The organism is Alteriqipengyuania sp. (genome assembly GCF_964222115.1).
GTDB lineage: Bacteria > Pseudomonadota > Alphaproteobacteria > Sphingomonadales > Sphingomonadaceae > Alteriqipengyuania.
Genome location: NZ_CAXQBM010000086.1, coordinates 1 through 21,597, shown reverse-complemented (window position 1 = coordinate 21,597; position 21,597 = coordinate 1). Strand labels below are relative to the sequence as shown.

17 protein-coding genes and 1 riboswitch are annotated in these 21,597 nt (G+C 63.0%); of the genes, 8 read left to right on the top strand and 9 right to left on the bottom strand.

What is annotated here, in order from left to right:
- Positions 1-39: 39 nt before the first annotated feature.
- Complete coding sequence (locus tag ACEQXE_RS14300; protein WP_370180346.1) at positions 40-354, bottom strand: hypothetical protein; 315 nt, start codon at positions 352-354, stop codon at positions 40-42.
- Between the two features lie 151 nt (positions 355-505).
- Entirely contained in the window at positions 506-1,606 is a 1,101-nt protein-coding gene (locus tag ACEQXE_RS14295) for a cell wall hydrolase (RefSeq protein WP_370180344.1), read from the bottom strand.
- 192 nt (positions 1,607-1,798) lie between these two features.
- Positions 1,799-2,014: riboswitch (cobalamin riboswitch) on the top strand.
- A 97-nt stretch (positions 2,015-2,111) separates the two neighbouring features.
- Here ACEQXE_RS14295 and ACEQXE_RS14290 point away from each other — a divergent pair.
- The 5 genes from ACEQXE_RS14290 (at position 2,112) to ACEQXE_RS14270 (ending at position 7,326) form a co-directional block, all read left to right on the top strand.
- Positions 2,112-4,046, top strand: a complete 1,935-nt coding sequence (locus ACEQXE_RS14290) for a TonB-dependent receptor plug domain-containing protein (protein WP_370180343.1) — start codon at positions 2,112-2,114, stop codon at positions 4,044-4,046.
- 86 nt (positions 4,047-4,132) lie between these two features.
- Positions 4,133-4,876, top strand: coding sequence for an ABC transporter substrate-binding protein (locus ACEQXE_RS14285; protein ID WP_370180342.1), 744 nt, complete (start codon positions 4,133-4,135; stop codon positions 4,874-4,876).
- Positions 4,873-5,838 carry a FecCD family ABC transporter permease gene (locus ACEQXE_RS14280; protein WP_370180340.1) on the top strand — a complete coding sequence of 322 codons (966 nt, stop codon included), beginning with the start codon at positions 4,873-4,875 and terminating at the stop codon, positions 5,836-5,838. The genes ACEQXE_RS14285 and ACEQXE_RS14280 overlap by 4 nt, the downstream gene beginning before the upstream one ends.
- Positions 5,835-6,572: an ABC transporter ATP-binding protein gene (locus ACEQXE_RS14275; RefSeq protein ID WP_370180339.1), complete on the top strand. Its 738-nt coding sequence runs from the start codon at positions 5,835-5,837 to the stop codon at positions 6,570-6,572. Before ACEQXE_RS14280 ends, ACEQXE_RS14275 begins: the two co-directional genes overlap by 4 nt.
- A 76-nt stretch (positions 6,573-6,648) precedes the next feature.
- Positions 6,649-7,326, top strand: coding sequence for a hypothetical protein (locus tag ACEQXE_RS14270; RefSeq protein ID WP_370180337.1), 678 nt, complete (start codon positions 6,649-6,651; stop codon positions 7,324-7,326).
- An 18-nt stretch (positions 7,327-7,344) separates the two neighbouring features.
- On the opposite strand, the gene ACEQXE_RS14265 is transcribed toward ACEQXE_RS14270, so the two are convergent.
- The 5 genes from ACEQXE_RS14265 to ACEQXE_RS14245 all read right to left on the bottom strand — a co-directional run bounded on the left by ACEQXE_RS14265 (position 7,345) and on the right by ACEQXE_RS14245 (position 15,758).
- On the bottom strand, positions 7,345-9,606 hold the full coding sequence (locus ACEQXE_RS14265; protein WP_370180335.1) for a M3 family metallopeptidase: 2,262 nt from the start codon (positions 9,604-9,606) through the stop codon (positions 7,345-7,347).
- Between the two features lie 93 nt (positions 9,607-9,699).
- Positions 9,700-10,344, bottom strand: a complete 645-nt coding sequence (locus ACEQXE_RS14260; protein WP_370180334.1) for a hypothetical protein — start codon at positions 10,342-10,344, stop codon at positions 9,700-9,702.
- Positions 10,322-10,948 (bottom strand): lysozyme, encoded by a 627-nt coding sequence (locus ACEQXE_RS14255; protein WP_370180332.1) that lies wholly within the window; start codon positions 10,946-10,948, stop codon positions 10,322-10,324. Before ACEQXE_RS14255 ends, ACEQXE_RS14260 begins: the two co-directional genes overlap by 23 nt.
- Positions 10,949-11,220: 272 nt before the next feature.
- Entirely contained in the window at positions 11,221-13,941 is a 2,721-nt protein-coding gene (locus ACEQXE_RS14250; protein ID WP_370180331.1) for a hypothetical protein, read from the bottom strand.
- Between the two features lie 209 nt (positions 13,942-14,150).
- Entirely contained in the window at positions 14,151-15,758 is a 1,608-nt protein-coding gene (locus ACEQXE_RS14245) for a PQQ-binding-like beta-propeller repeat protein (protein ID WP_370180330.1), read from the bottom strand.
- Between the two features lie 198 nt (positions 15,759-15,956).
- On the opposite strand from ACEQXE_RS14245, the gene uvrA reads away from it, so the two are divergent.
- Together uvrA and ACEQXE_RS14235 are read left to right on the top strand one after the other, a co-directional pair.
- The gene (gene uvrA, locus ACEQXE_RS14240) at positions 15,957-18,896 is read left to right on the top strand and encodes an excinuclease ABC subunit UvrA (protein ID WP_370180328.1); all 2,940 of its coding nucleotides are present in this window, start codon (positions 15,957-15,959) and stop codon (positions 18,894-18,896) included.
- A 111-nt stretch (positions 18,897-19,007) separates the two neighbouring features.
- On the top strand, positions 19,008-19,907 hold the full coding sequence (locus ACEQXE_RS14235) for a site-specific DNA-methyltransferase (RefSeq protein ID WP_370030032.1): 900 nt from the start codon (positions 19,008-19,010) through the stop codon (positions 19,905-19,907).
- On the opposite strand, the gene ACEQXE_RS14230 is transcribed toward ACEQXE_RS14235, so the two are convergent.
- Together ACEQXE_RS14230 and ACEQXE_RS14225 are read right to left on the bottom strand one after the other, a co-directional pair.
- On the bottom strand, positions 19,848-20,960 hold the full coding sequence (locus tag ACEQXE_RS14230) for a hypothetical protein (protein WP_370030034.1): 1,113 nt from the start codon (positions 20,958-20,960) through the stop codon (positions 19,848-19,850). The genes ACEQXE_RS14235 and ACEQXE_RS14230 overlap by 60 nt on opposite strands.
- Positions 20,953-21,171 carry a helix-turn-helix domain-containing protein gene (locus tag ACEQXE_RS14225; RefSeq protein WP_370030036.1) on the bottom strand — a complete coding sequence of 73 codons (219 nt, stop codon included), beginning with the start codon at positions 21,169-21,171 and terminating at the stop codon, positions 20,953-20,955. The genes ACEQXE_RS14230 and ACEQXE_RS14225 overlap by 8 nt, the downstream gene beginning before the upstream one ends.
- A gap of 119 nt (positions 21,172-21,290) precedes the next feature.
- Here ACEQXE_RS14225 and ACEQXE_RS14220 point away from each other — a divergent pair, with 119 nt between their 5' ends.
- Positions 21,291-21,515, top strand: a complete 225-nt coding sequence (locus tag ACEQXE_RS14220) for a hypothetical protein (protein ID WP_370030038.1) — start codon at positions 21,291-21,293, stop codon at positions 21,513-21,515.
- The last annotated feature ends 82 nt before the right edge of the window (positions 21,516-21,597 follow it).

Here is a 21,597-nt window from a genome sequence, read left to right as displayed (position 1 = left end):
GCTACACGCATCGTACCCACCGCATGGTGGAGGAAATCGTCAGGCGGGCTGGCCCCATGCTTTGGACAAGGTGCCTGCCAGCCGCCGGTCTAGCGCGCGGCAGATATTGGCCCAGAATACGAAGTTCTCCTCGTCACCCGATTCCAGCGCTGCACTCGCCCGGGCGTGGGCATCGTGCGCGGCATTCAGGTGGTGGCGCGCGAAATGGCCCAGCGCCGCGCGGATTTCCGCCTCGCTCTGCGCAGGCCGACCGGGCGCTTCGTTGTCATTGGCCGCTTCGGGGATGCGGATCGGGGCGGAGCCGGCACGAGACAACCGGTAAGAGGGGCGGGTGGGGGCGAGACCGCGGCTCATAAATGACGTATTCCTTGCGAAGGCCCTTGGGGGAGGGAGGGTTACTTACCCTGCCTTCAATACGGCCCGCGTGTGAATCAATGGCGGACAAGCAAGGTTTCGACGAATTAACCAAGCCGCGAGAAAGGCTTGGCCGATCGTCCCGATACGATCAATTCGGGCGCGCGATCCATTGCCCGCTATTGGCGTACTCGGGCCGCACGCTGCCGGGGCCCTCCACCGGGGCGGGAGCCTCTTGCCGAAATGGCTGCGCCCGGGCCGGAGCCCCCGCGCCGGGCCGCGCCTGCGCTTCGTAGCCGGGTTGCACGTTCTGGGAAGTCGCGGGCGCGCTTTCATACTGGCGCGCGATGGCGACCGGATCGGGCGCGGGCTGTGCCGAGCGTGCGGCAGGTGCAGGCGCGGGCAGAGGCTCCCCGCCATTATAGACATCGCTGAACGCGGCAGGGCGACTGGCGGCGCCGGGCCAGCGGTAGAAGCGGTGCGCACCGATCGTGCCGATATGCGCGAGGCTGGGCGCCCAATAGGGGTTCACCCAGGTCGTGTGGTAATGCGTCGCCAGCCCGACCGGTGCGTAAACCTCTCCCGCAAGCGCGCGTCGGGCCACCGAAAGCGCGCGCGCCCAATACGTCGCGGAAGGCTTGCGCGCCATCGACCCATCGCAGGTAAAGCTGAACTGGCACCCGGTCCTGCGTTGCGATCCCTGGTACACGACGCCGCACACGGTCTTGGGATAGGCCGGATGCGCCACGCGGTTGAGCACGACCTGCGCGACCGCCTGCTGGCCACCGACACTCTCGCTCGCCGCTTCGTAATAGACCGCCTTGGCGAGGCAATCGAGCGCGCGCGCCTTGTCCAGCCCGGTCCCGCGGCTCACGAAGCCGCGCGCCGCAGGGCCTGCCGTTTCGATGGCGATGGCCGCATCCGGGTCGCCGTTCCAGGCGGCGATGGGGTTCACGCCGGTACCCCCTTCGATACTGACATTGACGGTGGTTGCCGCGGCGGGCGGATCGGCGAGGAAATAGAGCGCCGAACCCGGGAATGTCGCACCCGCTTTTTCGAACGCGAGCGGCTCGACCAGATTGCCGGCGACGATCTCGCTGGCTTGCGGCGCGACCTCTGGCAGGCGCCATTCGGCCTGTGCCGCCATTGCGGGGATGGTCACCGCTGCCCCGAGCACCAGCAGCGCGCGACCGGCCTTGAAGGGGCTCGCGGGGCGTTTGCCTGAGGGGGACGGGTGGCGGAAGGTGGTCAAGCGGGTCCTTGCGTGCAGGCAGAAAGTGCGGGTGCGAATAGCCTAGGCGTTAAGGGGTTGGCGCGCGCGGTCGGCTGATTGCAGCGTATTCTAAAGAGACAGCATGCACTTAAGCGTGAACGCCTATGGTTAACCCGCCTTTGCTGCCGCACGGCACGGTGTTGCGTGCCGGCGATGAAGCCCCTAGAGGCGTGCGCAGTATCGCAGGTGTGGCCTCGATCCGGGTTAACCCCGCGTCGGTGTCACCTAAGAGGGAAGAGAGTGCAAAACTCTCGCTGCCCCCGCAACTGTGACCGGGGAACGGTCCGCCCGATACGCCACTGCCTCTCGCTAGCCGAGGGGTGGGAAGGTGGGCGACACCGTGACGATCCGGGAGTCAGGAGACCTGCCTGTGATGCGTCGTTCGGCCACGGGCGGGGTGTACCGAGGGCAGCGGAGGAAGGGCTTTTCGCGTGGTGCGAAGCCTTCCGTCATGAGCGACAGCAATGCTTGTGATGGAGTTTTTATGCGTACATTCCTGTTTCTTGGTGGCTCTCTGCTGGGGTTGGCCGCGCCTGCTATTGCGCAGGAGGCGGGCGAATCTGACAGCATCCTGATCGCGGACTATCGCGTTCCCGCAGAATCGATCACGATCACCGTCACCGGCAACCCGAGCGAGGTGGAAGATACCGGCCAGCCGGTCACGGTCATCGGTGCGGAGGAAATCGCCGATATCCAGGGGCCGGACCTCTCGCGCGTACTCCAGCGCGTGCCCGGGGTCACCATCAACCGCAATGGCGGGATCGGTTCGACCACCGGCGTATCCGTGCGCGGTGCTGCGAACGACCAGTTGCTGGTCCTGATCGACGGTGTGCGCGTGGCAGATACTGCCGCACCCGCCACCGCTTTCGATTTCGGCACATTGTCCGCGAATAATATCGCGAAGGTCGAACTGCTGCGCGGGTCCAACAGCGTGGTGTGGGGGGCAGACGCGCTCGGCGGCGTGCTGGTCGCTTCCACTTTCGAACGCAGCGGGCTGGCCGGATCTGTCGAGTCCGGATCGCGCGGCACTGCGTCCACCAGCATCGAAGGCGGGATCGGCGGCGATATCGGCTTCATCGGTGGATCGGCGAGCTACCTGACGACCGAGGGCTTTTCTGCCGCTGCGAGCGGGACCGAACCCGACGGGTTCCGCCAGTTCGCGGGCAACCTGCGTGCGCGCGCCTATCTCTCGCGCCAGTTCGAGCTGATCGGCAGCCTGCGCTATGCCGACAGCGAGCTGGAAGTGGATGGCTTCCCGTTCCCTGCTTATACTTTGGCGGACACGCCCGAAATTCAGGAGACCGAGCAGGTTTCAGGCAGTATTGGCGCGCTGTATGACAATGGCCCGCTGTACTTGCGCGGGGGCTACAGCTTCTCCGATACGCAGCGCGATAACCTGCCCGATCGCGGGCTTGCACCCACCTTCGAGAGCCAAGGCCGGTCGGACCGCATTGAAGTGCGCGGCGAGTGGCGCCCGATCGGGCCGCTGATCGTCAATTTCGGTGCTGACAACCTGTGGTCGGACTACGAGAGCACGTCCTTCGGAACGACCACCGCCGCCGACGCCAGCATCTTCGGGGGATACGTGCAGGCGGGGATCGAGTTCGGCAAGCTGTCGGGCCATCTCGGCGTGCGGCAGGACGACCACTCCGACTTCGGCGGGGCGACCAGCTTCGGCGGCGACCTGACCTACGAGGTGGCCGAAAACCTGCGTCTGCGTGCCAGCGTGGGTGAGGGGTTCAAGGCGCCCTCGCTATTCCAGCTCTTTTCCGATTACGGCAATTCCACGCTGCAGCCCGAAGACAGCACCAGTTACGACGTCGGGCTCGCCTACGGTACGCGGCTGTCGCCCATCTATGCCTCGGTCACGCTGTTCCAGCGCGATAGCGAAAACCTGATCGGATATATCGGGTGCCCCGTGCTGACCGGCATCTGCACGAACCGGCCATTCGGGACCTATGACAACGTGGCGCAGGCGCGTGCGCGCGGCGTCGAGGTGGAGGCGGGCGCGTCGCCGGTCGACGGGCTGAGTATTCGTGCTGCCTACGCCTTCGTCGATGCGACCAATCGCAGCGTGGGCGACCCGAATTTCGGCTACGAGCTGGCCCGTCGTCCGCGCCATGCAGGCACGCTCTCGCTGGATTGGGCGACGGCGGGCGATCCTGCGGGCGGAGCGGTTATCGGCGGTGATGTGCGGATCGTAGGCGAAGCCTTCGACGATGCGGGCAATTTCACCCGGCTCGATGGCTATACCGTGGTCGACCTGCGCGTGTCGGTACCGCTGGGCATGATCGAGGGCGAGCGCCCGGTCGAGGTGTTCGGCCGGGTCGAGAACCTGTTCGACGAGACCTACCAGACCGCAGCGGGTTACAACCAGGCGCCGCGCGGCGTGTTCGCCGGGGTCCGGGTAGGGCTCTGACCATGCGCGCCCTCGCGCTCACGATGGCGTGCGTGTTGGCGGGGTGTTCTGCCCCGTCGGCACCGCACGGTGATGGCGAAGCGCACATGCGCATCGTCAGCTTGAACCCGTGCACCGATGCGATCCTGGCCGAGGTCGCGCCCGACAAATTGGTCGCGGTTTCCCAGTACAGTCACGATCCTTCTGCCAGTTCGATGCCGCTGGAGCTGGCGCGCCGCTGGCCCGCGACCGGTGGCAGCGTGGAGGAGATTATCGCTGCGCGGGCCGACATTGTGGTCGCGTCCAGCTTCCTGCCCCCCGCGACCCGATCCGCGCTCGACCGGCTGGACATCCCGGTGGTCACCTTCGGGATGGCGAGCGATGTGGACGGCAACCTGGCGCTGGTGCGCGAGCTGGCCACGGCGGTGGGCGAAACGGAAGCGGGCGAGGCACTGGTCGCCCGGATCGAGGCAGCGCTAGCCGATGCAGCGCAAACCCCTGACACTCCGCAACCGCAGACGATCCTGTGGCAGCCGGGAGGCATCGTAGCGGGCGAAGGCGCGCTGGTGGTGGACCTGATGCGCCGCGTTGGCCTGCAACCTGCCAGCGCAACGCAGGGGTTGGGGCAGGGCGATCGCCTGCCGCTGGAAGCCGTGCTGATCGATCCGCCAGAACTGCTGCTGCATGCAGGCCGGCGCGGCGACGAACAGTCGCGCACCCTGCATCACCCCGCCTTGCGCAAATTGCCCACGAGCCGTGCGGAGTTTGCGCCGCAGCTCTATTTCTGTGGCGGACCGAGCCTGATCCGCGCGGCCGAGCGGCTGGCCGAGATCCGGGGCGGTACAGCATGAACCGGTCCGTCATCGCCCTGATCGCTCTCCTGCTTCTCGCGATACCCCTGTCGCTGGTCGCGGGTCGTGCGTGGATTTTCGATCTCGACCGGCCGGATGCACTGCTCATCATTGCGGAGCTGCGCCTGCCGCGCGCACTGTTGGCGGTCACCGTGGGCGCCGGACTGGGCGCAGCCGGTGCCGCGATGCAAGGCTACCTGCGCAATCCGCTGGCCGATCCGGGCCTGTTCGGGATCGCTCCCGGCGCCGCGCTGGGTGCTGTGCTGAGCTTCTCCTTCGGGTTTGCCGCCAGCGGGTGGCTGCTGCCGATCTTCACCTTGGTCGGTGCGGGCGGGGCGATGGCGCTGCTCGCCCTGTTAGCGGGGCGGGGCGGCGGGATCGCATTGTTCACTCTTGCCGGCCTCATGATCGCAAGCCTCGCGGGGGCTCTGACCAGCCTCGTCATCAGCCTTGCGCCCAACCCGTGGGCACTCAGCGAGATCGTGACCTGGCTGATGGGCGCGCTGACCGACCGGAGCTGGGCCGACGTGGCGCTGGCTGCTCCGCTGACGCTGGCGGGGATCGCGGTGCTGGCCCTTGCCGCACCCGCGCTCGATGCGCTGACATTGGGCGAGGATGCTGCCCATTCCATGGGCGTGAACATGGATCGCGTGCTTACCCTGCTCGTGATCGGCGTCGGTCTGACCATCGGCAGCGGGGTTGCGGTCGCGGGGATCATCGGTTTCGTCGGCCTGATGGTGCCGCATATCGTGCGCCCGCTCACCGACCGGCGCCCGTCATCGCTGATCGTGCCGAGCGCGCTGGCGGGCGGGCTGCTGGTGCTGGTCGCGGACAGCGTGCTGCGCGCCCTGCCGCTGGTCAGCGAGCTGCGGCTGGGCATTGCGCTTTCGCTGATCGGGGCGCCATTCTTCCTGTGGTTGCTGCTGCGCCTGCGGCGCGGGGGAGGGCTGGGCCTAACATGATGGAAGCGATCGACCTTTCGCTGGGCGAGCGGCTGCAAGGCGTCTCCGCGCAAATTGCAGAGGGTCAAGTGACCGCCATCTGTGGCCCCAATGGTGCAGGCAAATCGACGCTGATCCGACTGCTTGCCGGGGTGCTAGTGCCTACCAGCGGCGACGCTTTGCTGGATGGCGTCTGTCTGAACGAGATGCCCGCGCGGGCCCGCGCCCGCGCCATCGGCTACCTGCCGCAGGAACCGCAAATCGCTTGGGACCTGTCGGTTCGCAACCTCGTCTCACTCGGTCGCCTGCCGCATGGCGATCTGCGCGCCGAACCGGTCAAGGCGGCAATGGCAGCAATGGCGCTGGATGAGTTTGCGGACCGCCCCGTCTCGACGCTGTCCGGCGGGGAGCGTGCGCGTGCGCTGCTGGCGCGGGTGCTGGCGGGCGAGCCTCGCGCGATCCTGGCAGACGAGCCCTTCGCCGCGCTCGACCTAGCGCACCAGGCATCGCTGGCACGACATCTGCGGGCGCAGGCCGATCATGGGCGGGCAGTCGTGGTGGTGGTTCACGATCTTGCGCTCGCGCACAATCTCGCAGACCGGGTGATCCTGCTGAAAGAGGGCAGGCTGCATGCGGAAGGCGCGCCGCCAGAGGCGCTGTCCACTGCCAACCTGCACGCCGCGTTCGGCATCCAGGCGCGCTGGCTAGGCGAACCCGGAGCCTGGGTCTTGTCGCACTCCATCGACGGGGCATAACGGGAATTGTCATTTGTCCGACGGGGGAGGGCACGCTTTATAGGGTTTCACGACCCATCCCATCAGGACATATCCCATGCTTCGACTGCTTCTAGCCGCCGCTGTTGCCACTGCCGCCGTTTCGCCCGCGCTTGCGAGGGACGATGCAGACCTCAACAGCCAGCTTCGGGCGATGCCCAAGTGGAGCAACGAAGAATGGCACCTCGCCGCCTACGAGAAGATCCTCGCGGACCAGACCCTTACCGACGAGCAACGCGCGCGGGTGCTGAACTACCGGGCGGTGTCGCGCGGGGCGGCTGGCGACAAACTGGGCCAACTGGCGGATCTCGATCTCGTGGTCGCCAAGTTTCCGAACGTGACGAGGGCGCAAGCGTATAAAGAGGCGCGCGCCTACGCCTATGTGCAGGCATGGCACATGGCGAACCGTGTGCTCGAAAGCCTGACGATGGGACGCAAATCCAGCGGCGCGGAACTGCGGGATCTCTGGGGGCTGGGCTTCTGGGACGATGTTGAAGCGAGGGCGCTGGAGAATGGCGAGATCACCATCTCGAGCAAGGACTGGTCGCGCGACATTGCACGCAAGCTTGCCGAGACGGGCCGGGGCACTGCGCAAATGTGCGTCGCGGTGATGGAGAACAAGGCGCCGTGCGAAATGGGCGCAGATGAACCTTCGCCCCAGCCTTTGCAGGGGGATGCTCTGGTCGCCACGCTTACGGAACTGAAGGAGCGGGCCGCGGTCTACAAGACCGACTGACCCGCCCCCTCGACAGGATCAGTCGACCGTGCTGGAGGTCGGCTCGTCCGGCAATTGCCCGTCCGAAGCGCCCTCGGCAATCCGCGGGCCGCCTTCCACCGGGCCTTCCGCCAGGCCGAGCGCGATCAGCATGTATTGCACGTTCGGATCGCGGCCCGCGAAGTCGCGGTACATTTCGCCGTAGTCGCGCGTGCCGCCCTGGCTGAGTACGGTCTGGCGATAATGCTCGCCGTTGGCACGGGTCAGGCCGCCATTGTCGAGGAACCAGTTGCGGCTGTCATGGTCCAGCATCTGGGTCCACAGATAGCTGTAATAGCCTGCCGAATATCCCGCCGGGCCGGAGAAGATGTGGTTGAAGTAGGTCGTGCGATAGCGCGGCGGAACCAGCTCGATCTCAAGCCCGAGCTCCGTCAGCGAAGTCGCTTCGTACTGCGAAACTTCCGCTTCGGTGTCGATCGCGGCGGCTTCGTCTGCCGAGAGCGCGTGCCACTTCATGTCGAGCAGCGCTGCTTCCAGCACCTCGCCGAAATCATAGCCCTGGTTGAACTTGGACGATGCCTTGATCTTCTCGACCAGCGCGGTCGGAATGGTCTCGCCCGTCTCGTGGTGCTTGGCGTAGTTCTGCAGCACCTCGGGGTAGGTCATCCACATTTCGTGGACCTGGCTGGGGTATTCCACGAAATCGCGTGCGGTCGCCGTGCCCGACAGGCTGGGGTACTGCTGGTTGGCGAAGAAGCCGTGCAGCGCATGGCCGAACTCGTGGAACGTCGTGTTCACCCAATCGAAGCTGACCAGCTGCGGTTCGCCCGCCGGGGCCTTCGGGATGTTGAGCACGTTGTAGATGACCGGCTGTTCGTCCCTCAGGAAGGATTGCGACACGAAATTGCTCATCCATGCGCCACCGCGCTTGGAGGGCCGCTGGAACGGGTCGAAGTAGAACAGGCCAAGCTGCGATCCGTCCTCTTCGAACACGTCATACACCCACACGTCCGGGTGATAGACGGGCAGGTCGGTCCGCCGCTCGAACGTCAGGCCATAAAGCTTTTCCGCCATATAGAAGACGCCGTCTTCCAGCACCTTGTCGAGCTGGAAATACTGCATCACCTCGTCTTCATCGACTTCGTACTGCTCGGCCTTGATCTGGTTGGCGTAGCGGTACCAGTCCCACGGCTTCACTTCGAAATCGCCGCCTTCGGCAGCGATCTTCTCGTTGAGAAGTCCCGCTTCGCGCCGCTGCGTCTCGGCGAGTGCGGGGACCATCTGGCCCATGAAATCGAGCGCGGCCTGCGGGCTTTCGACCATCCGGTCGTACATGGTGTAGCTCGCCCAGTCCGGTTCACCGAACAGCGCGGCCTTTTCGGCGCGCAAGGCGGAAATCTTCGCGACGAGATCGCGCGTATCGATATCCGTTGTGCCATCGGCACGGTGGTAGCTGGCCTTGAAGAGTTTCTCGCGCGCGGCACGGTTTTCCATACTCGGCAGCAGCGGCTGCTGCGTGGTGTTCTGCAGTGCGATTGCGAACTTGCCCGGCTGGCCCTCTTCGGCGGCAAGTTCGGCGGCGGAGGTAATGTCGCTTTCGGACAGGCCCGCCAGCTCTTCACGACTGTCGAAGAACACGGGCTGGTCCGCCATCGCGTTGCGCGCAGCCTGCGCGAACTCGGTGGTGACTGTCGAAAGCTCGGTGTTGATTTCCTTCACGCGGGTACGCTCGGCATCGGTCAGCAATGCGCCTGCGTGGACCATGCTCTTGTAGGTCTCTTCGAGCAGCTTGGCGTCTTCGCGGGTCATGCTCATCGCCGCGCGATTATCGTACACCGCCTTCACACGCGCGAAGAGTGCGGGGTTGAGCACGATGCTGTCGGAGTGCGCCGAAAGCTTGGGACTGATCTCTGTATTGATTTCGTCCAGCCGGTCGGTCGTGTTGGTGCCGGTCAGCTGGAAAAAGACCGCGCCCACCCGGCTGAGCATCCGGCCCGATTTTTCCAGTGCGACGATCGTGTTTTCGAACGTCGGCGGTTCCGGGTTGTCGATGATCCGCTGGATCTCGCCCTTCTGGATGATCATCGCCTTCTCGAACGCGGGCAGGTAATCGTCTTCCGAAATCTTGCTGAAATCGGGCGCCTTGAAGGGCAGGCTGCTTTCCAGCTCGAAGTAATTGGCACCCTGCAGGCGCTCCTGAGTGGTGACGCTGGTGGTGGCGGTGCTGTCCTGGGCCATGGCTGCTCCGTTCAATCCGCCGGCAAGGGCGATGGTTGCGGCGGAAGCGAGAAGAATGCGCATCGAAGGCTCTCCATTGGTATCATAGTTCGTGATTGCGTTGGCTCATGGCCTAGCAGCGGCCACTTGAACAGTGGCTGGAAGGATGTTCATGTTCTATTCGGACGGTTTGGCAGGCGCTTCGGTTCCGCCGCCGGCTTCCGCCTCGGCCCTGACGGCGGCTGCCGCTTCGCCCAGCGCCTGCTTGTTGACGGTCACGATGCGAGGGCGGCCTCCATCCTGATCGACCACCAGCCACACCGATCCCAGTTCCACGAACGCGCCTTCGTCGGGCACAACAGTCAGCGCATCCAGATCGACATCGCGCAGCAGTGCCAGCACATCGTCGTCGAAGACTTCCGCGAAGGTCGCATCGACCGCGCCGGGGTCGGTCAGTTCGCGCCGTTGGCCTTCTGCGTCGATGTACAGCAGGGGGAGGCCGACTTCCTGCAGGATGGCAGCACGGTCTTCACTGCGCGCGGCTGTACGGATTGCCGAGAACGCATCGGCAAACTGGCTCGCGCTGGTGCCGGTGGCGCAGGAAATCGCGCCGCCATCGGCACTGTCGTGCGCCAGGTCGAATTGCTCGTCGCGCCGGTCCTGCTCCTGCCAGACGACCAACAGGCAGTTGTCCGGCTTCTGCGCCAGCACATCGCTGTCAGGCTCGGGAGCGCCAGGGGTCTCGTCCTGCGAGGGAGTGCACGCGGCAAGTACGGCGATAGAGGCTGCCAGTGCGAACCTAGCCGGGGCGGACATCCGCATAATTCGCCTCGAGGAAAATCTGTGCGCGTCGTTTCGATCGATGGACCAGTCCGCCGGCAATTTCGCCCCCTGCATATCGGTAGTCCAGCTCCGCCGCGATAGCTTCGTAATCGGCGGTGCGGATGGCCCGGTTAAGTGCCGGGCTCTTCGCCGGAGATAGGGTGCCTTCGCCGACATTGTAGGCCAGATCGACCAGCGCATCGAATTCGTGCTGGTACAGCTTCAGGTCGCCCACGACATTGGCGACCGCCTTTTCCGCATGTTTCAGATCGGCTTTCAGGAATGCCATCGCCTGCGCGCGGGTGATCCGGTCGCCCACTCTCAGCCCGTCCTGCGGCCGCACGAGATGCCCGATCCCGACCGTGGGATAGCCCGCGACATCGCGATAGACGGTCAGCCGCATGCCTTCTTCCTGCGCGAGCGCGCGGCGCATGCGCTCGCTCACCGATAACAGCGAGGCATGCATGCGGGTGTAGTTCGGGTTGGTTTTCAGGTTGGTTTCGTAGGACCATCCGGCCACGTCGCGGGTCGTCTGCGACTGGTGCGCGCCCAGCGTACCCGCGGCGACCGATACCGCGGCCAGCGCGATGGGTGCGCGTTTCATGAAGCGCTGGCGGCGTGAGCCGCGGCGACGGGCCGTAGGGGACGCAACACTGGGCCGCCCCGTACCGTGAGAGGATGCGACGCCGGTCATCCGATGCCCCACGGGGCATCAACATCCTGTACGTCTGCAATCGCCACCGGGGCGATCATATCCGGTCCTCCTGTTGCGTCGCCAGCTGCGCGCCGGAGCGGCAGCCTGTCGATCGATCAACGGTGGTGACGGGCAAAAAGGTCCACGGCTCGCCGCGTCCCGTTAACGTGTCGGAGGGGCGATCAGTCGCCGTCGCGCAGGGTCCCGGTCAGCGTAAGGACGATGATCGAGACCAGCAGCATGCCCAGTATTTCGTACAGGGCATCGAACACCTGCAGCACGTCGCGCCAGAATCCGCCGACTTTGCTTTCGTCGATGGTCCACAGGCTCTCATGCTCCAGATCGATGATCGGAACGGCGGAATCGAGCGCGTAGAGCAGCGGGTTCAGCGGCACGGCCACCGTGTCCTTGTCGGCCAGCATGAAGGCGCCGTTGACATCCAGCAGCCAGGTGAGTGCCGCGCCTAGCAGCAGGTAGCCGACTGCCACCAGCAGCGCAAAGCGCGGGCGGTAGCCATAGCCGCTGACGAGGTAGAGCAGTCCCTGGACCCACTTGTTGAACCAGCCCATGTCGCTGAAGCGGCGTTGCAGGTTGCGCCGTTCGATCTGCACCCGCCGCCGGGCGTATTCATTGCCTTGCGTGGCGAAATAGGCCGCCAGCTGCTCGTAAGGTTGCGGCAGGAATCGCTTCGCCTTGGGCTTGCTGTTGAAATATTGCAGCTCCAGCCACTTGATCCGCTGTTCGGCCAGATCGGTGGCAGAGGGGAGCGCGGCGTTGCTGTCGAGCCGTTCGTATACCAGCCCGTCCAGCCGCAGGTCGCCGTGTTTCAGCCCTGCACTCACCCAGTTATCGCCCCCGCCATCCGCGATTCGGCCTACCTGCGCATCGCTGAGGTCGACAATCCCGTCAATGGCCCAGCGCTGGTTCTGCGGCAGGTCCTCGGGCGCGCGAATGATGTTCACCTCACCCTCGATCTTGGCATCCCGCAGCGACAGCGCGACACGCTCCTTGCGCAGCACCTGCTTGTCGTCGGACAGCCTGCGCCGGGGGCGTTCGCCGCCGGGAAAGGGGCGGTCAACCGGCAGGGCCGTGATATTGATGTAATCCAGCTGGAGCCGCCCCGCGATGCGCGCATTATCCAGCGCGATGCAGCCCACCACATTCGCCGGAATGCGATCCAGCTCGCTCTCCGCCGTGGCGCCGGGGCGCGTCGGCGCCAGCTGCACGTCGCCATCGAAGATGCTGCGCCCCAGGTCGAGCACCACGTAAGACTGATGATCGAGATCGAGCTGCGATGGGCGCAGGTCGGTCGACCGGAAGATGAACTTTTCGCCGACCTTGCAGGACGAGAAATCCACCTTGCCGACGATCTTGTTGCGCACCCGGCCTTTCCCGCGATCGCCGAAGCCAAAGCGGACCCGACGGGCGATCTCGCTGTCGCTGGCCCATACCGCGACATTGGTGCGCCGATCCCGCGTGGCGGGCAGGATCAGGCAGCCTTCGATGCGGATCTCGTCGCATTGCGTACCGGTCATCCGGATGCCCGATGCAAAGCGCGACCGCGCCAGCTCCACCGCGCCGCCCACGCGCGATCCCGACAGGCGGACCGCCCGCCCGGTGCCGGTGCGTTCGAACCGGCAATCGCGCACCAGCAGGTCGATCCCGAGCGACAGGTTCGAGAAATCGCAATCGGCGCGCACGATGCAGCGGATCAGCTCGAAATTGACGCCCGCGCACAGGCTCTGGCTGCGCAGCCGCGGGACCGTGCCATCGCTGTCCGCTTCGCCTTCGGAAAGCGACCCGAACACGGAATCGATCAGTTGCACCTTCGAACGCGCATCGAGCGATCGGAGCTGCGTATCGCCGCGCACTTTCGTCTGCTCCAGCTTGACGTTCGCGGCCTTGGTCTCGTGCAGGGCAATGGCGAAGCCATCTTCCGGGGCGCGCGAGACAAAGCTGTTTCGCAGTTCGATATCGCCGCGGATCACCGAGTTGGCCATGTGCCAGCCACCCATGAAGCGGCACGCCTGCAGGCTGATATCGCCATCGATCTCGGCATTGTCGAACTGGGCCAGTCCGCGCGCCGAGCAATCGCCCACATCGACCACGCCCGAGGCACGCAGGTGCGCCAGATCGAGCGCGCACGGCCCCTTGCCATCGAACCGGTTGCGCAGCAGCCGCACCTCGAAGCACTTGAGCGCGCCCGCGCTGAAATTGCCCGCGAACTCGTTGTCGCGCACGTTGAAGCGCCCGCCGATCCGGGCATTGCGCAGCATGACACGCGGATTCTGCTCGGTCGCGTTGAGCCCCATCTTGCATTCGGTGAGGTTGAGATTGTTGTCGACGTGCAGCGCAGTCAGCTGAACGGTCTCGCGGGCATGGCAGCTGCGTAGCGAGAAGGCGCCGGTCGTGCGGCAGCCGACCGCCGATATCCGCGCCTCGAACCTGCACCGGCGTGCGGTGAACGACCCGGCGATCTCGGCATCGTCCATCACCAGGGCCACCTTGCTCGAATTCACGACCGATGCGGCGAAGTAGCAATCGGCAAATTCCAGCGTCTCGCAGCTGATATCGCCCAGATTGACCGCCCCGTCGAACCGGCAGTGTGTAGCGCGCAGGCTGAGCAGGTGGGGCGATCCGCGGCCCGTCTGGCGCGCGCCGTTGAGGTCGAGCGAACCCGTGACGCGCAAGCCATCGATCGCAATGCCGCGTGGATGCAGCGCGGATTCGCTACGGTCGAGCCACAGGTCTGCCAAGAACTGCGCATCGACTGCGTGGATCGGGGTGCCGTCGGCACCGCGCGGGAAACGTGCGACCTTCCCCTCGTGCACGGCAGCCGCGATGCGCGCTTCGATGTCGGCAGGTTCGAGCGCGCTGTCGCTCGCCCCCATATCCTCGCTCACGTCCGCGACCCCCCAGCCACATCCTCGAGCGAACTTCCTAGCCGGAATCAGCCGATTCGCAAAAAGGTTAACGCGAAAGAGGTGCCAATTGGCACACTATGTTGATGGCGGTGCGACCTGCGTGTCCATGATAACTGCTGTTCGACCCCCTCGCCACGCTGGACCATCGCCCCGCACACGGCAGGATCGTGTTCTGCCTAGGCTGCTCTTCATGGAGCGAGTCTATAGGCCGTCAGCTTGCTGAAATCCCGGAAGCCGACCGTGATCAGGTGATTGTCCGGAGTAATGATGAGGCAACCCCCGGTATCGGCCTCCCAGACGATTTCGTGATCGCTGCCGACCAGATCGATCGCCCACGTCTTTCTGGTCGATGATACGAAAATGTGGTTTTCAGTCGCAATGACATTGCCGTAAATCGCATCGTTTGTTCCGACTTCCGGGTAGGCAGTCGGCAGATCGGTCGCCCACAAAATACTCCCATCGCGCGCATCGAGCGCAACGAGGCGCCGGTTTTCCTGATCGCCCGCGTAAATGATCCCGTCCCTGTAGGCGAAGGACGTTGTGTATTCGGACGAAGCGGTCCGCCAGGTAACGGCCATGTTGTCGAGGGAGGCCCCGACAATCTGGTTGCGACCTCCAAAACGTGTGTCTTGGCTAAAGAAATAGACGTTGCCCCGGCCATCCAGAAGCGGGCCACTTTCGTAATCCATCATGGTGCGCATGCTTTCCATGTCCGGGATGGACCCGGCAGCTGCCCCGCTAGACCGATCGAAGCGCATGATCGAAATGCCAGCATAGTAATAAAGGTAGTTATCATCGATCGCGATGCTCTGGCCGCTGCCGATATTCGCGTTCAACGGTTGCTTGAACCACTTTAGATTTCCGGCAACCGCGTCGAATGCATAGAGCCAGCCGCCGTAATAACCACCTGCCACATACACCATCCCGTCAACGGCTGCGGGCTGGCTAAACTGGCTCCACTGCGATGCAAATGACATCTTGTTGACGAGAGTGCCGGTTTGCGCATCCAGCGCCCATTGCGGATTGGCGGCGCTGGAACCCTCCATCGACGTAACATGGAGCAGGCCGTCCGACAGGCTTGGTCCGCTCGCGTATCTCTGATTTCCGAGGTTATATGCCCACTCGGGCGTACCTGTATCGCTTGCAAGTGCGATGACTCTGGTAGGACCCGCGAAAGGAATACCGCCATCAGGGCCAGCAACGATGAAGACCCTTCCATCATTTGCCGCGGCCGGAAAAATGCGGCCTCTGGCGTAACTGTCGCTCCAGGTCCACGCGTGTGCAAAATCATCGGTATTGTAACGCACGGCAACATAACCGTCGTTATGATTGTTGCGCTGGAAATTCGCCCAATCATCCAGCTTCACGGCGACTTGCACGTTGTACGATTTTGCCGAATTGGCAATCACGGTACTGCAATCGCTCGTCCCGCAAATCTTGAAATCGACAGTGTTTTGAGTTGTGCCTCCAGGCATGAATGGCCGCGTTCGGAAAGTCGCCGAAATAGTGTTGCCACTTATCTGTGGGGCGCCGACGATAGCGAATGCCGATCCGTTCACTACAAACTCTGGATAGATTTGCGCACCCGCAGCGCCGTCGTAGACCGTCTGGATCTGGAAGGTGGACTGCTGGCCCTCCTCTACCTGAATGGCAAAGCTCGCAGGGGTAGAGGTCGGCGTGGGGGCAGGGGGCGGGGTGGATCCGCCACCGCCCGAATTGCCGCCGCCGCCCGAACCGCCGCCACCGCCGCAAGACCCAAGTGCGATTGCGGCTATCGAAAGAGTCAGAATTCTCACGCTTGACGTTCCCTGTTGACAGAAGGGGTCTGACAGCAAACCTTCGTTCGATCAATGAGTTATTAAAGTACCGTCCCGGCGTGGCTTGAGGTGGGGCGCCTCGATTTGCGTGTCGCGGGCATTGGCAAAGGGATGCACATTGCCCACCTGCAACCCTGACCTTGACTAATAAGAACAACGCAGGAACAAACTCGCCCCATGGCACTCACTCACATCTCCGTACGCGGTGCGCGCGAGCATAACCTCAAGGGCGTCGATATCGACCTGCCGAGGGATTCGCTGATCGTCATCACCGGGCTCTCGGGTTCGGGGAAGAGTTCGCTCGCCTTCGATACGATCTATGCCGAGGGGCAGCGGCGTTATGTCGAGAGCCTGAGCGCCTATGCGCGCCAGTTCCTCGAGATGATGCAGAAGCCCGATGTCGAGCATATCGAGGGGCTGTCGCCTGCGATCAGCATCGAGCAGAAGACCACGTCGCGCAATCCGCGTTCCACCGTGGCGACGGTGACCGAGATATACGACTACATGCGCCTGCTGTGGGCGCGGGTGGGCGTGCCCTATTCGCCTGCGACCGGCCTGCCAATCGAGGCGCAGACCGTCTCCAACATGGTCGACCGCGTGATGGCGCTGCCCGAAGGCACGCGCGCCTACCTGCTCGCTCCGGTGGTGCGCGGGCGCAAGGGCGAATACCGCAAGGAACTGGCCGAGTGGCAGAAGGCGGGCTTCACCCGCGTGCGGATCGACGGCGAGATCTATCCCATCGAAGACGCGCCCGCGCTCGACAAGAAGTTCAAGCACGACATCGAAGTGGTCGTAGATCGCCTTGCGGTGAAAGAAGGGCTGGAGACGCGTCTGGCGGACAGCTTCGAAACCGCGCTGCGGCTGGCCGAGGGGCTGGCCTATGTCGATCTGGCGGATGGCGTGGTGCCGGGGCGGGAGGAGGACGCGGACAGCGCGGGCAACCTCAAGGGCGCGGGCGTGCCTGCCAATCGCATCGTTTTCTCCGAAAAGTTCGCCTGCCCGGTCAGCGGCTTCACCATCGAGGAGATCGAGCCGCGGCTGTTCTCGTTCAACGCGCCGCAGGGTGCGTGTGCGACGTGCGACGGGATCGGCGAGAAGCAGCTGTTCGATCCACAGCTGGTCGTGCCCAACGAAGCGCTCAGCCTCAAGCAGGGGGCGGTTGCGCCGTGGGCCAAGAGCACCCCTCCGTCGCCTTACTACATGCAGGTGCTCGGCAGTCTGGCGAAGGAATACGGGTTCGACCTGGCCACCCCGTGGAAAGACCTGGGCGCGGAGAACCAGGACGTTATCCTATACGGCACCAAGGGCAAGCGCGTGCCGCTGACCTTCAAGGACGGGCGCAAGCAATACACCGTCCACAAGCCGTTCGAAGGCGTGGTCGGCAACCTCAACCGACGCCTGCTGCAGACCGAGAGCGCGTGGATGCGAGACGAGCTGGCGAGGTTCCAGACCGCGCAGCCGTGCGAGACCTGCGGCGGCAAGCGGCTGAACGAGAAGGCGCTGGCGGTTCGCGTCGGGCGCCCGGAGAACGCCACCGACATCGCCGAACCCAGCCGCATGAGCGTGGGCGATGCGAAGGTGTGGTTCGAGAACCTGCCCGGCCAGCTGACCGACCAGCAAAATCAGATTGCCAAGGCGATCCTCAAGGAAATCAACGAGCGCCTGGGCTTCCTCGACAATGTCGGGCTCGACTACCTCAACCTCGACCGCAAATCGGGCACGCTGAGCGGGGGCGAGAGCCAGCGCATCCGCCTCGCCAGCCAAATAGGCAGCGGGCTCTCGGGCGTGCTCTATGTCCTCGACGAACCCAGCATCGGCCTGCACCAGCGCGACAACGACCGGCTGCTCGAAACGCTCAAACGCCTGCGCGACCTCGGCAACACGGTGATCGTGGTCGAGCATGACGAGGACGCGATCCGCGCGGCGGACTACGTGGTCGATCTGGGCCCCGGTGCGGGCGTCCACGGGGGCGAAGTGGTGGCGGAGGGCACGCTCAAGCAGGTGCTCAAGAGCAAGAAATCGCTCACCGCAGCCTACCTGAACGGCACGCGCGAAATCGAAGTCCCGGCCAAGCGCCGCAAGGGCAACGGGCACCATCTGACCGTCCACGGCGCGCGGGCGAACAACCTGAACAACGTCACCGCATCGCTCCCGCTCGGCACCTTCACCTGCATCACCGGCGTCTCCGGCAGCGGCAAGTCGAGCTTCACCATCGACACGCTGTATGCAGCCGCCGCGCGCGAACTCAACGGCGCGCGGGTGATCGCGGGCGCGCACGACAAGGTCACCGGCCTCGAATATTGCGACAAGGTGATCGAGATCGACCAGTCGCCCATCGGCCGCACCCCGCGCTCCAACCCCGCGACCTATACCGGCGCCTTCACGCAGATCCGCGACTGGTTCGCGGGCCTCCCTGAAGCCCAAGCGCGCGGCTACAAACCCGGCCGCTTCAGCTTCAACGTCAAGGGCGGCCGGTGCGAGGTGTGCCAGGGCGACGGCCTGATCAAGATTGAGATGCACTTCCTGCCCGACGTCTACGTCACCTGCGAGGAATGCGGCGGCAAGCGCTACAACCGCGAAACCTTGGAGGTGAAGTTCAAGGGCCACTCCATCGCCGACGTGCTCGACATGACGATCGAGGATGCGGAAAGCTTCTTCAAGGCCGTCCCCCCGATCCGCGACAAGATGGCGATGCTGAACGAGGTGGGGCTGGGCTATATCAAGGTCGGCCAGCAGGCGACCACGCTATCGGGCGGCGAGGCGCAGCGGGTGAAACTGGCCAAGGAACTGAGCAAGCGCAGCACCGGGCAGACGCTCTATATCCTCGACGAGCCGACCACCGGCCTGCACTTCGAGGATGTGCGCAAGCTGCTCGAAGTGCTGCACCGGCTGGTCGATCAGGGGAATTCGGTGGTGGTGATCGAGCACAACCTCGATGTGATCAAGACCGCGGACTGGGTGCTCGACCTCGGGCCGGATGGCGGCGTCCGGGGTGGAGAGATTGTGGCGCAAGGTACACCAGAGGACGTGGCCGGGGTGAGCGGGAGTTATACGGGCAGCTATCTGAAGCCGATGCTGGCTAAGGTCGCGCAATCTAGGCAAGAGGCTGCCGAATGATCTTTCACCTCTCGTCGTCACAAATTGGAAGGCGGGGGTATCGGCCCGTTCGCGCTTGCAATAGCTCTCAAGACGGGCTAGTGATACGTATAAGTATCAAAGGGGCTGTAAGTGCTTTTTGAGGTTCGACAAGGCGACTGCGCCAAACTCGCCGCTAATCTCTCGGATGAGAGTATCGATATCATTGTAACCAGTCCCCCATATTGGGGGCAGCGAATGTCGCTCGGGCATGGCGTCGAAGAAGACCCGCGAGATTACATTAGCGGTATCGGGGAAATATTCGAAATTCTTCTCCCAAAATTAAAGTACGACGCTATCGTCTGGCTAAATGTTGGTGACGCCTATAACACACCGATTAATTGGAGATTCGAGGATAAGAAGTATAGTTCCCTCGGTCATGAACGAGACGGACTTTCGGATGACAACACAGCTTACACCAAGCCAAGGGCGAAACGGAAAGCGTTTATTGATCAGTCTTCCGGATGGCTAAAATATGGGAATTTGCTCTCTCTGCCACATCGTTTAGTACAAGAATTATGCTCTCGCGGGTATTATTTCCGTGGAGAGGTGATCTGGAAAAAGCTTAATCCAATGCCCGAGGGAAGATGTCGGCGGCCGCACAGGGCGCATGAGCCAATCTTTCTGCTATCAAAATCCGAGCGTCACAGATTCAGAGTACAGCCCCCCGTCTCATCGGTTTGGGAATTCCCGAGCGAGCGTATGCGAGGGGAAAAACATTTTTCACGCTTTCCCTTGGAACTTCCAAAGCGTTGCATAGAGGCCTTTGGGGAAACGACCGCTGAGACATTGGTCTGTGACCCCTTTACAGGTTCCGGAACGACGGGGATTGCCGCGATCAACGCCAACTGCCAATTCATCGGTTTTGAGATTGATGCAGATCAACATCGCGCTGCATCGATGCGGATTGAACAGGCCGCAATTGAACGTGGGCTAGCTCATGAATGCGCGCCAACGCTGGACAATGAAGCGCGAAAAATTGTCGTCAGGTGATACGAAGTCCTCCGTGTAAATCCGACGATCGGCTGGAAGATTATCTGGAGAAGGGATGGTGTTTCGATTGTACGAAAAGCATCGCGTGAAATAGCCCTCGTCCTCGATATCGCGCCGCTTTGCGCTGCGGCCTTCGCTGTTCGGATCACCGAGCTCACCACGATTAATCGGATTGTCCGATGGAGAACTTTTGCAGTCCATCGTCCAGAGCGGAGAGGTGTAGCCCGCTGATTTGAGCAACGAACTCATATGGATGTCGTCCGTTCGCCTTTCAGCGAAGCTCGCTTTCACGTGGACTACCCCAAAAAATATCCATTCGTCTCCGTGTCGACCGTGCAGTGTCACGTCGATTTTGTCGGCTTCTAATCGGTCTGTAATATTGATTTGCTCGACAATTTTTCTTCGCTCGCTGTCATCTGAAATTTGGATTTTGACATCGTGCTGAGCAAGGAAACCGCTGTAAAAACGTACAACGATCTCTTCTAGTGCCCAGCCACCAGTGCGCTTCCAACTCTGTTCGAGGTTCAAACGTGCGTTGCCAGCAGGGTGGTTCAAAATATCAAGGTATGCGCGACTTACCAAGAACCACCAAACATCAGATGGATTAGCGTGTGGCCACAGATTGACGGCCTTAAGAAACGTTTGAACGACCGCCTCACGCTTCGCCAATATGAGTTGAGCGCGAAATAACCCCATCAATTCGTTGAATTCATCCATAGATGCGTTTGGCAATCTATAGGTGGCGTCATGAGACCCATATGGGAAGCGGAGGATCAAATCGGCGCCGTTCTCTTCTGCGTAGAAGATTCGAGATATCGATTTGTCGAACGCGCCATCAATATTCGAAAAAAAACTATCGAAGTTAACATTTAGATAATTGAGCATTGGCAACAGCAATTCCTTCGGAATTGCGTGTCCGACCTCGAACTCGTTTACCCAGCCAGGCGCCAAATCAAACTCTATCTCGAGATCGCTCACAGAAATATTGGCTAATTGTCGCGCTTCGCGTAACGATTGGCCGATCGCAAGGTGATAATCCTGAGGGCTAATCATCGTCGAAAACGGCTTTCAGTGAGAGGTCCAACGCGTTTGCTATTTTTTTAAGGCTGAGGATTGAGATATTCCTTTCCCCTCTTTCGACGCCCCCGATATACGTCCGATCTAGGCCTGCTTTTTCGGCTAACCCCTCCTGCGAGAGGCCGGCCGCCTCTCTTGCAGCCCGGAGTTTTAGGCCGATTCCCTTAAGGGTGTCATTTTTGCTCACCCCATAGCCAATACATTGCGATACTCTTGAGTCGACGGACTATATGTATCTCGCTGTCCTACACCCCTCTCCCCCACTAGCCTCCCCGGCCCCGCACCCACGAACCCGAGAGGCATCCCATGTCCAAACCCACGCCACAACATCCCGATCTCGCGGCCAACCCCACGCTGACCGAGCGCGAGGCGTTCGATGCGTGGCAGGCGCATGTCGATGCAGGCCGCATCGGGAAGCGCGCTGCGCCCGATCCTGCGTGGCTGCTGCGCCAGATGCGTAACGAGGAGGTGCTGCTGGGCAGGGCGGTCTCGGTGAGGGTGCATGTGCGGGAGGAATTGCGGGGGCGGTAGGGGTGTTCCTCGCCACACTCCCCTCGTCGGCCCGGACTTGATCCGGGCCGGGGCTTCTTTCTTGGCGATTGTTGGCTTTGGC

Bases quoted from the DNA above. Each gene is read 5' to 3' on its own strand.
- ACEQXE_RS14290 (WP_370180343.1), top strand. From the start codon at position 2,112: ATGCGTACATTCCTGTTTCTTGGTGGCTCTCTGCTGGGGTTGGCCGCG.
- ACEQXE_RS14265 (WP_370180335.1), bottom strand. From the start codon at position 9,606: ATGCGCATTCTTCTCGCTTCCGCCGCAACCATCGCCCTTGCCGGCGGA.
- uvrA (WP_370180328.1), top strand. From the start codon at position 15,957: ATGGCACTCACTCACATCTCCGTACGCGGTGCGCGCGAGCATAACCTC.
- ACEQXE_RS14275 (WP_370180339.1), top strand. From the start codon at position 5,835: ATGATGGAAGCGATCGACCTTTCGCTGGGCGAGCGGCTGCAAGGCGTC.
- ACEQXE_RS14280 (WP_370180340.1), top strand. From the start codon at position 4,873: ATGAACCGGTCCGTCATCGCCCTGATCGCTCTCCTGCTTCTCGCGATA.
- ACEQXE_RS14300 (WP_370180346.1), bottom strand. From the start codon at position 354: ATGAGCCGCGGTCTCGCCCCCACCCGCCCCTCTTACCGGTTGTCTCGT.
- ACEQXE_RS14270 (WP_370180337.1), top strand. From the start codon at position 6,649: ATGCTTCGACTGCTTCTAGCCGCCGCTGTTGCCACTGCCGCCGTTTCG.
- ACEQXE_RS14260 (WP_370180334.1), bottom strand. From the start codon at position 10,344: ATGCGGATGTCCGCCCCGGCTAGGTTCGCACTGGCAGCCTCTATCGCC.
- ACEQXE_RS14230 (WP_370030034.1), bottom strand. From the start codon at position 20,960: ATGATTAGCCCTCAGGATTATCACCTTGCGATCGGCCAATCGTTACGC.
- ACEQXE_RS14255 (WP_370180332.1), bottom strand. From the start codon at position 10,948: ATGAAACGCGCACCCATCGCGCTGGCCGCGGTATCGGTCGCCGCGGGT.
- ACEQXE_RS14285 (WP_370180342.1), top strand. From the start codon at position 4,133: ATGCGCATCGTCAGCTTGAACCCGTGCACCGATGCGATCCTGGCCGAG.
- ACEQXE_RS14220 (WP_370030038.1), top strand. From the start codon at position 21,291: ATGTCCAAACCCACGCCACAACATCCCGATCTCGCGGCCAACCCCACG.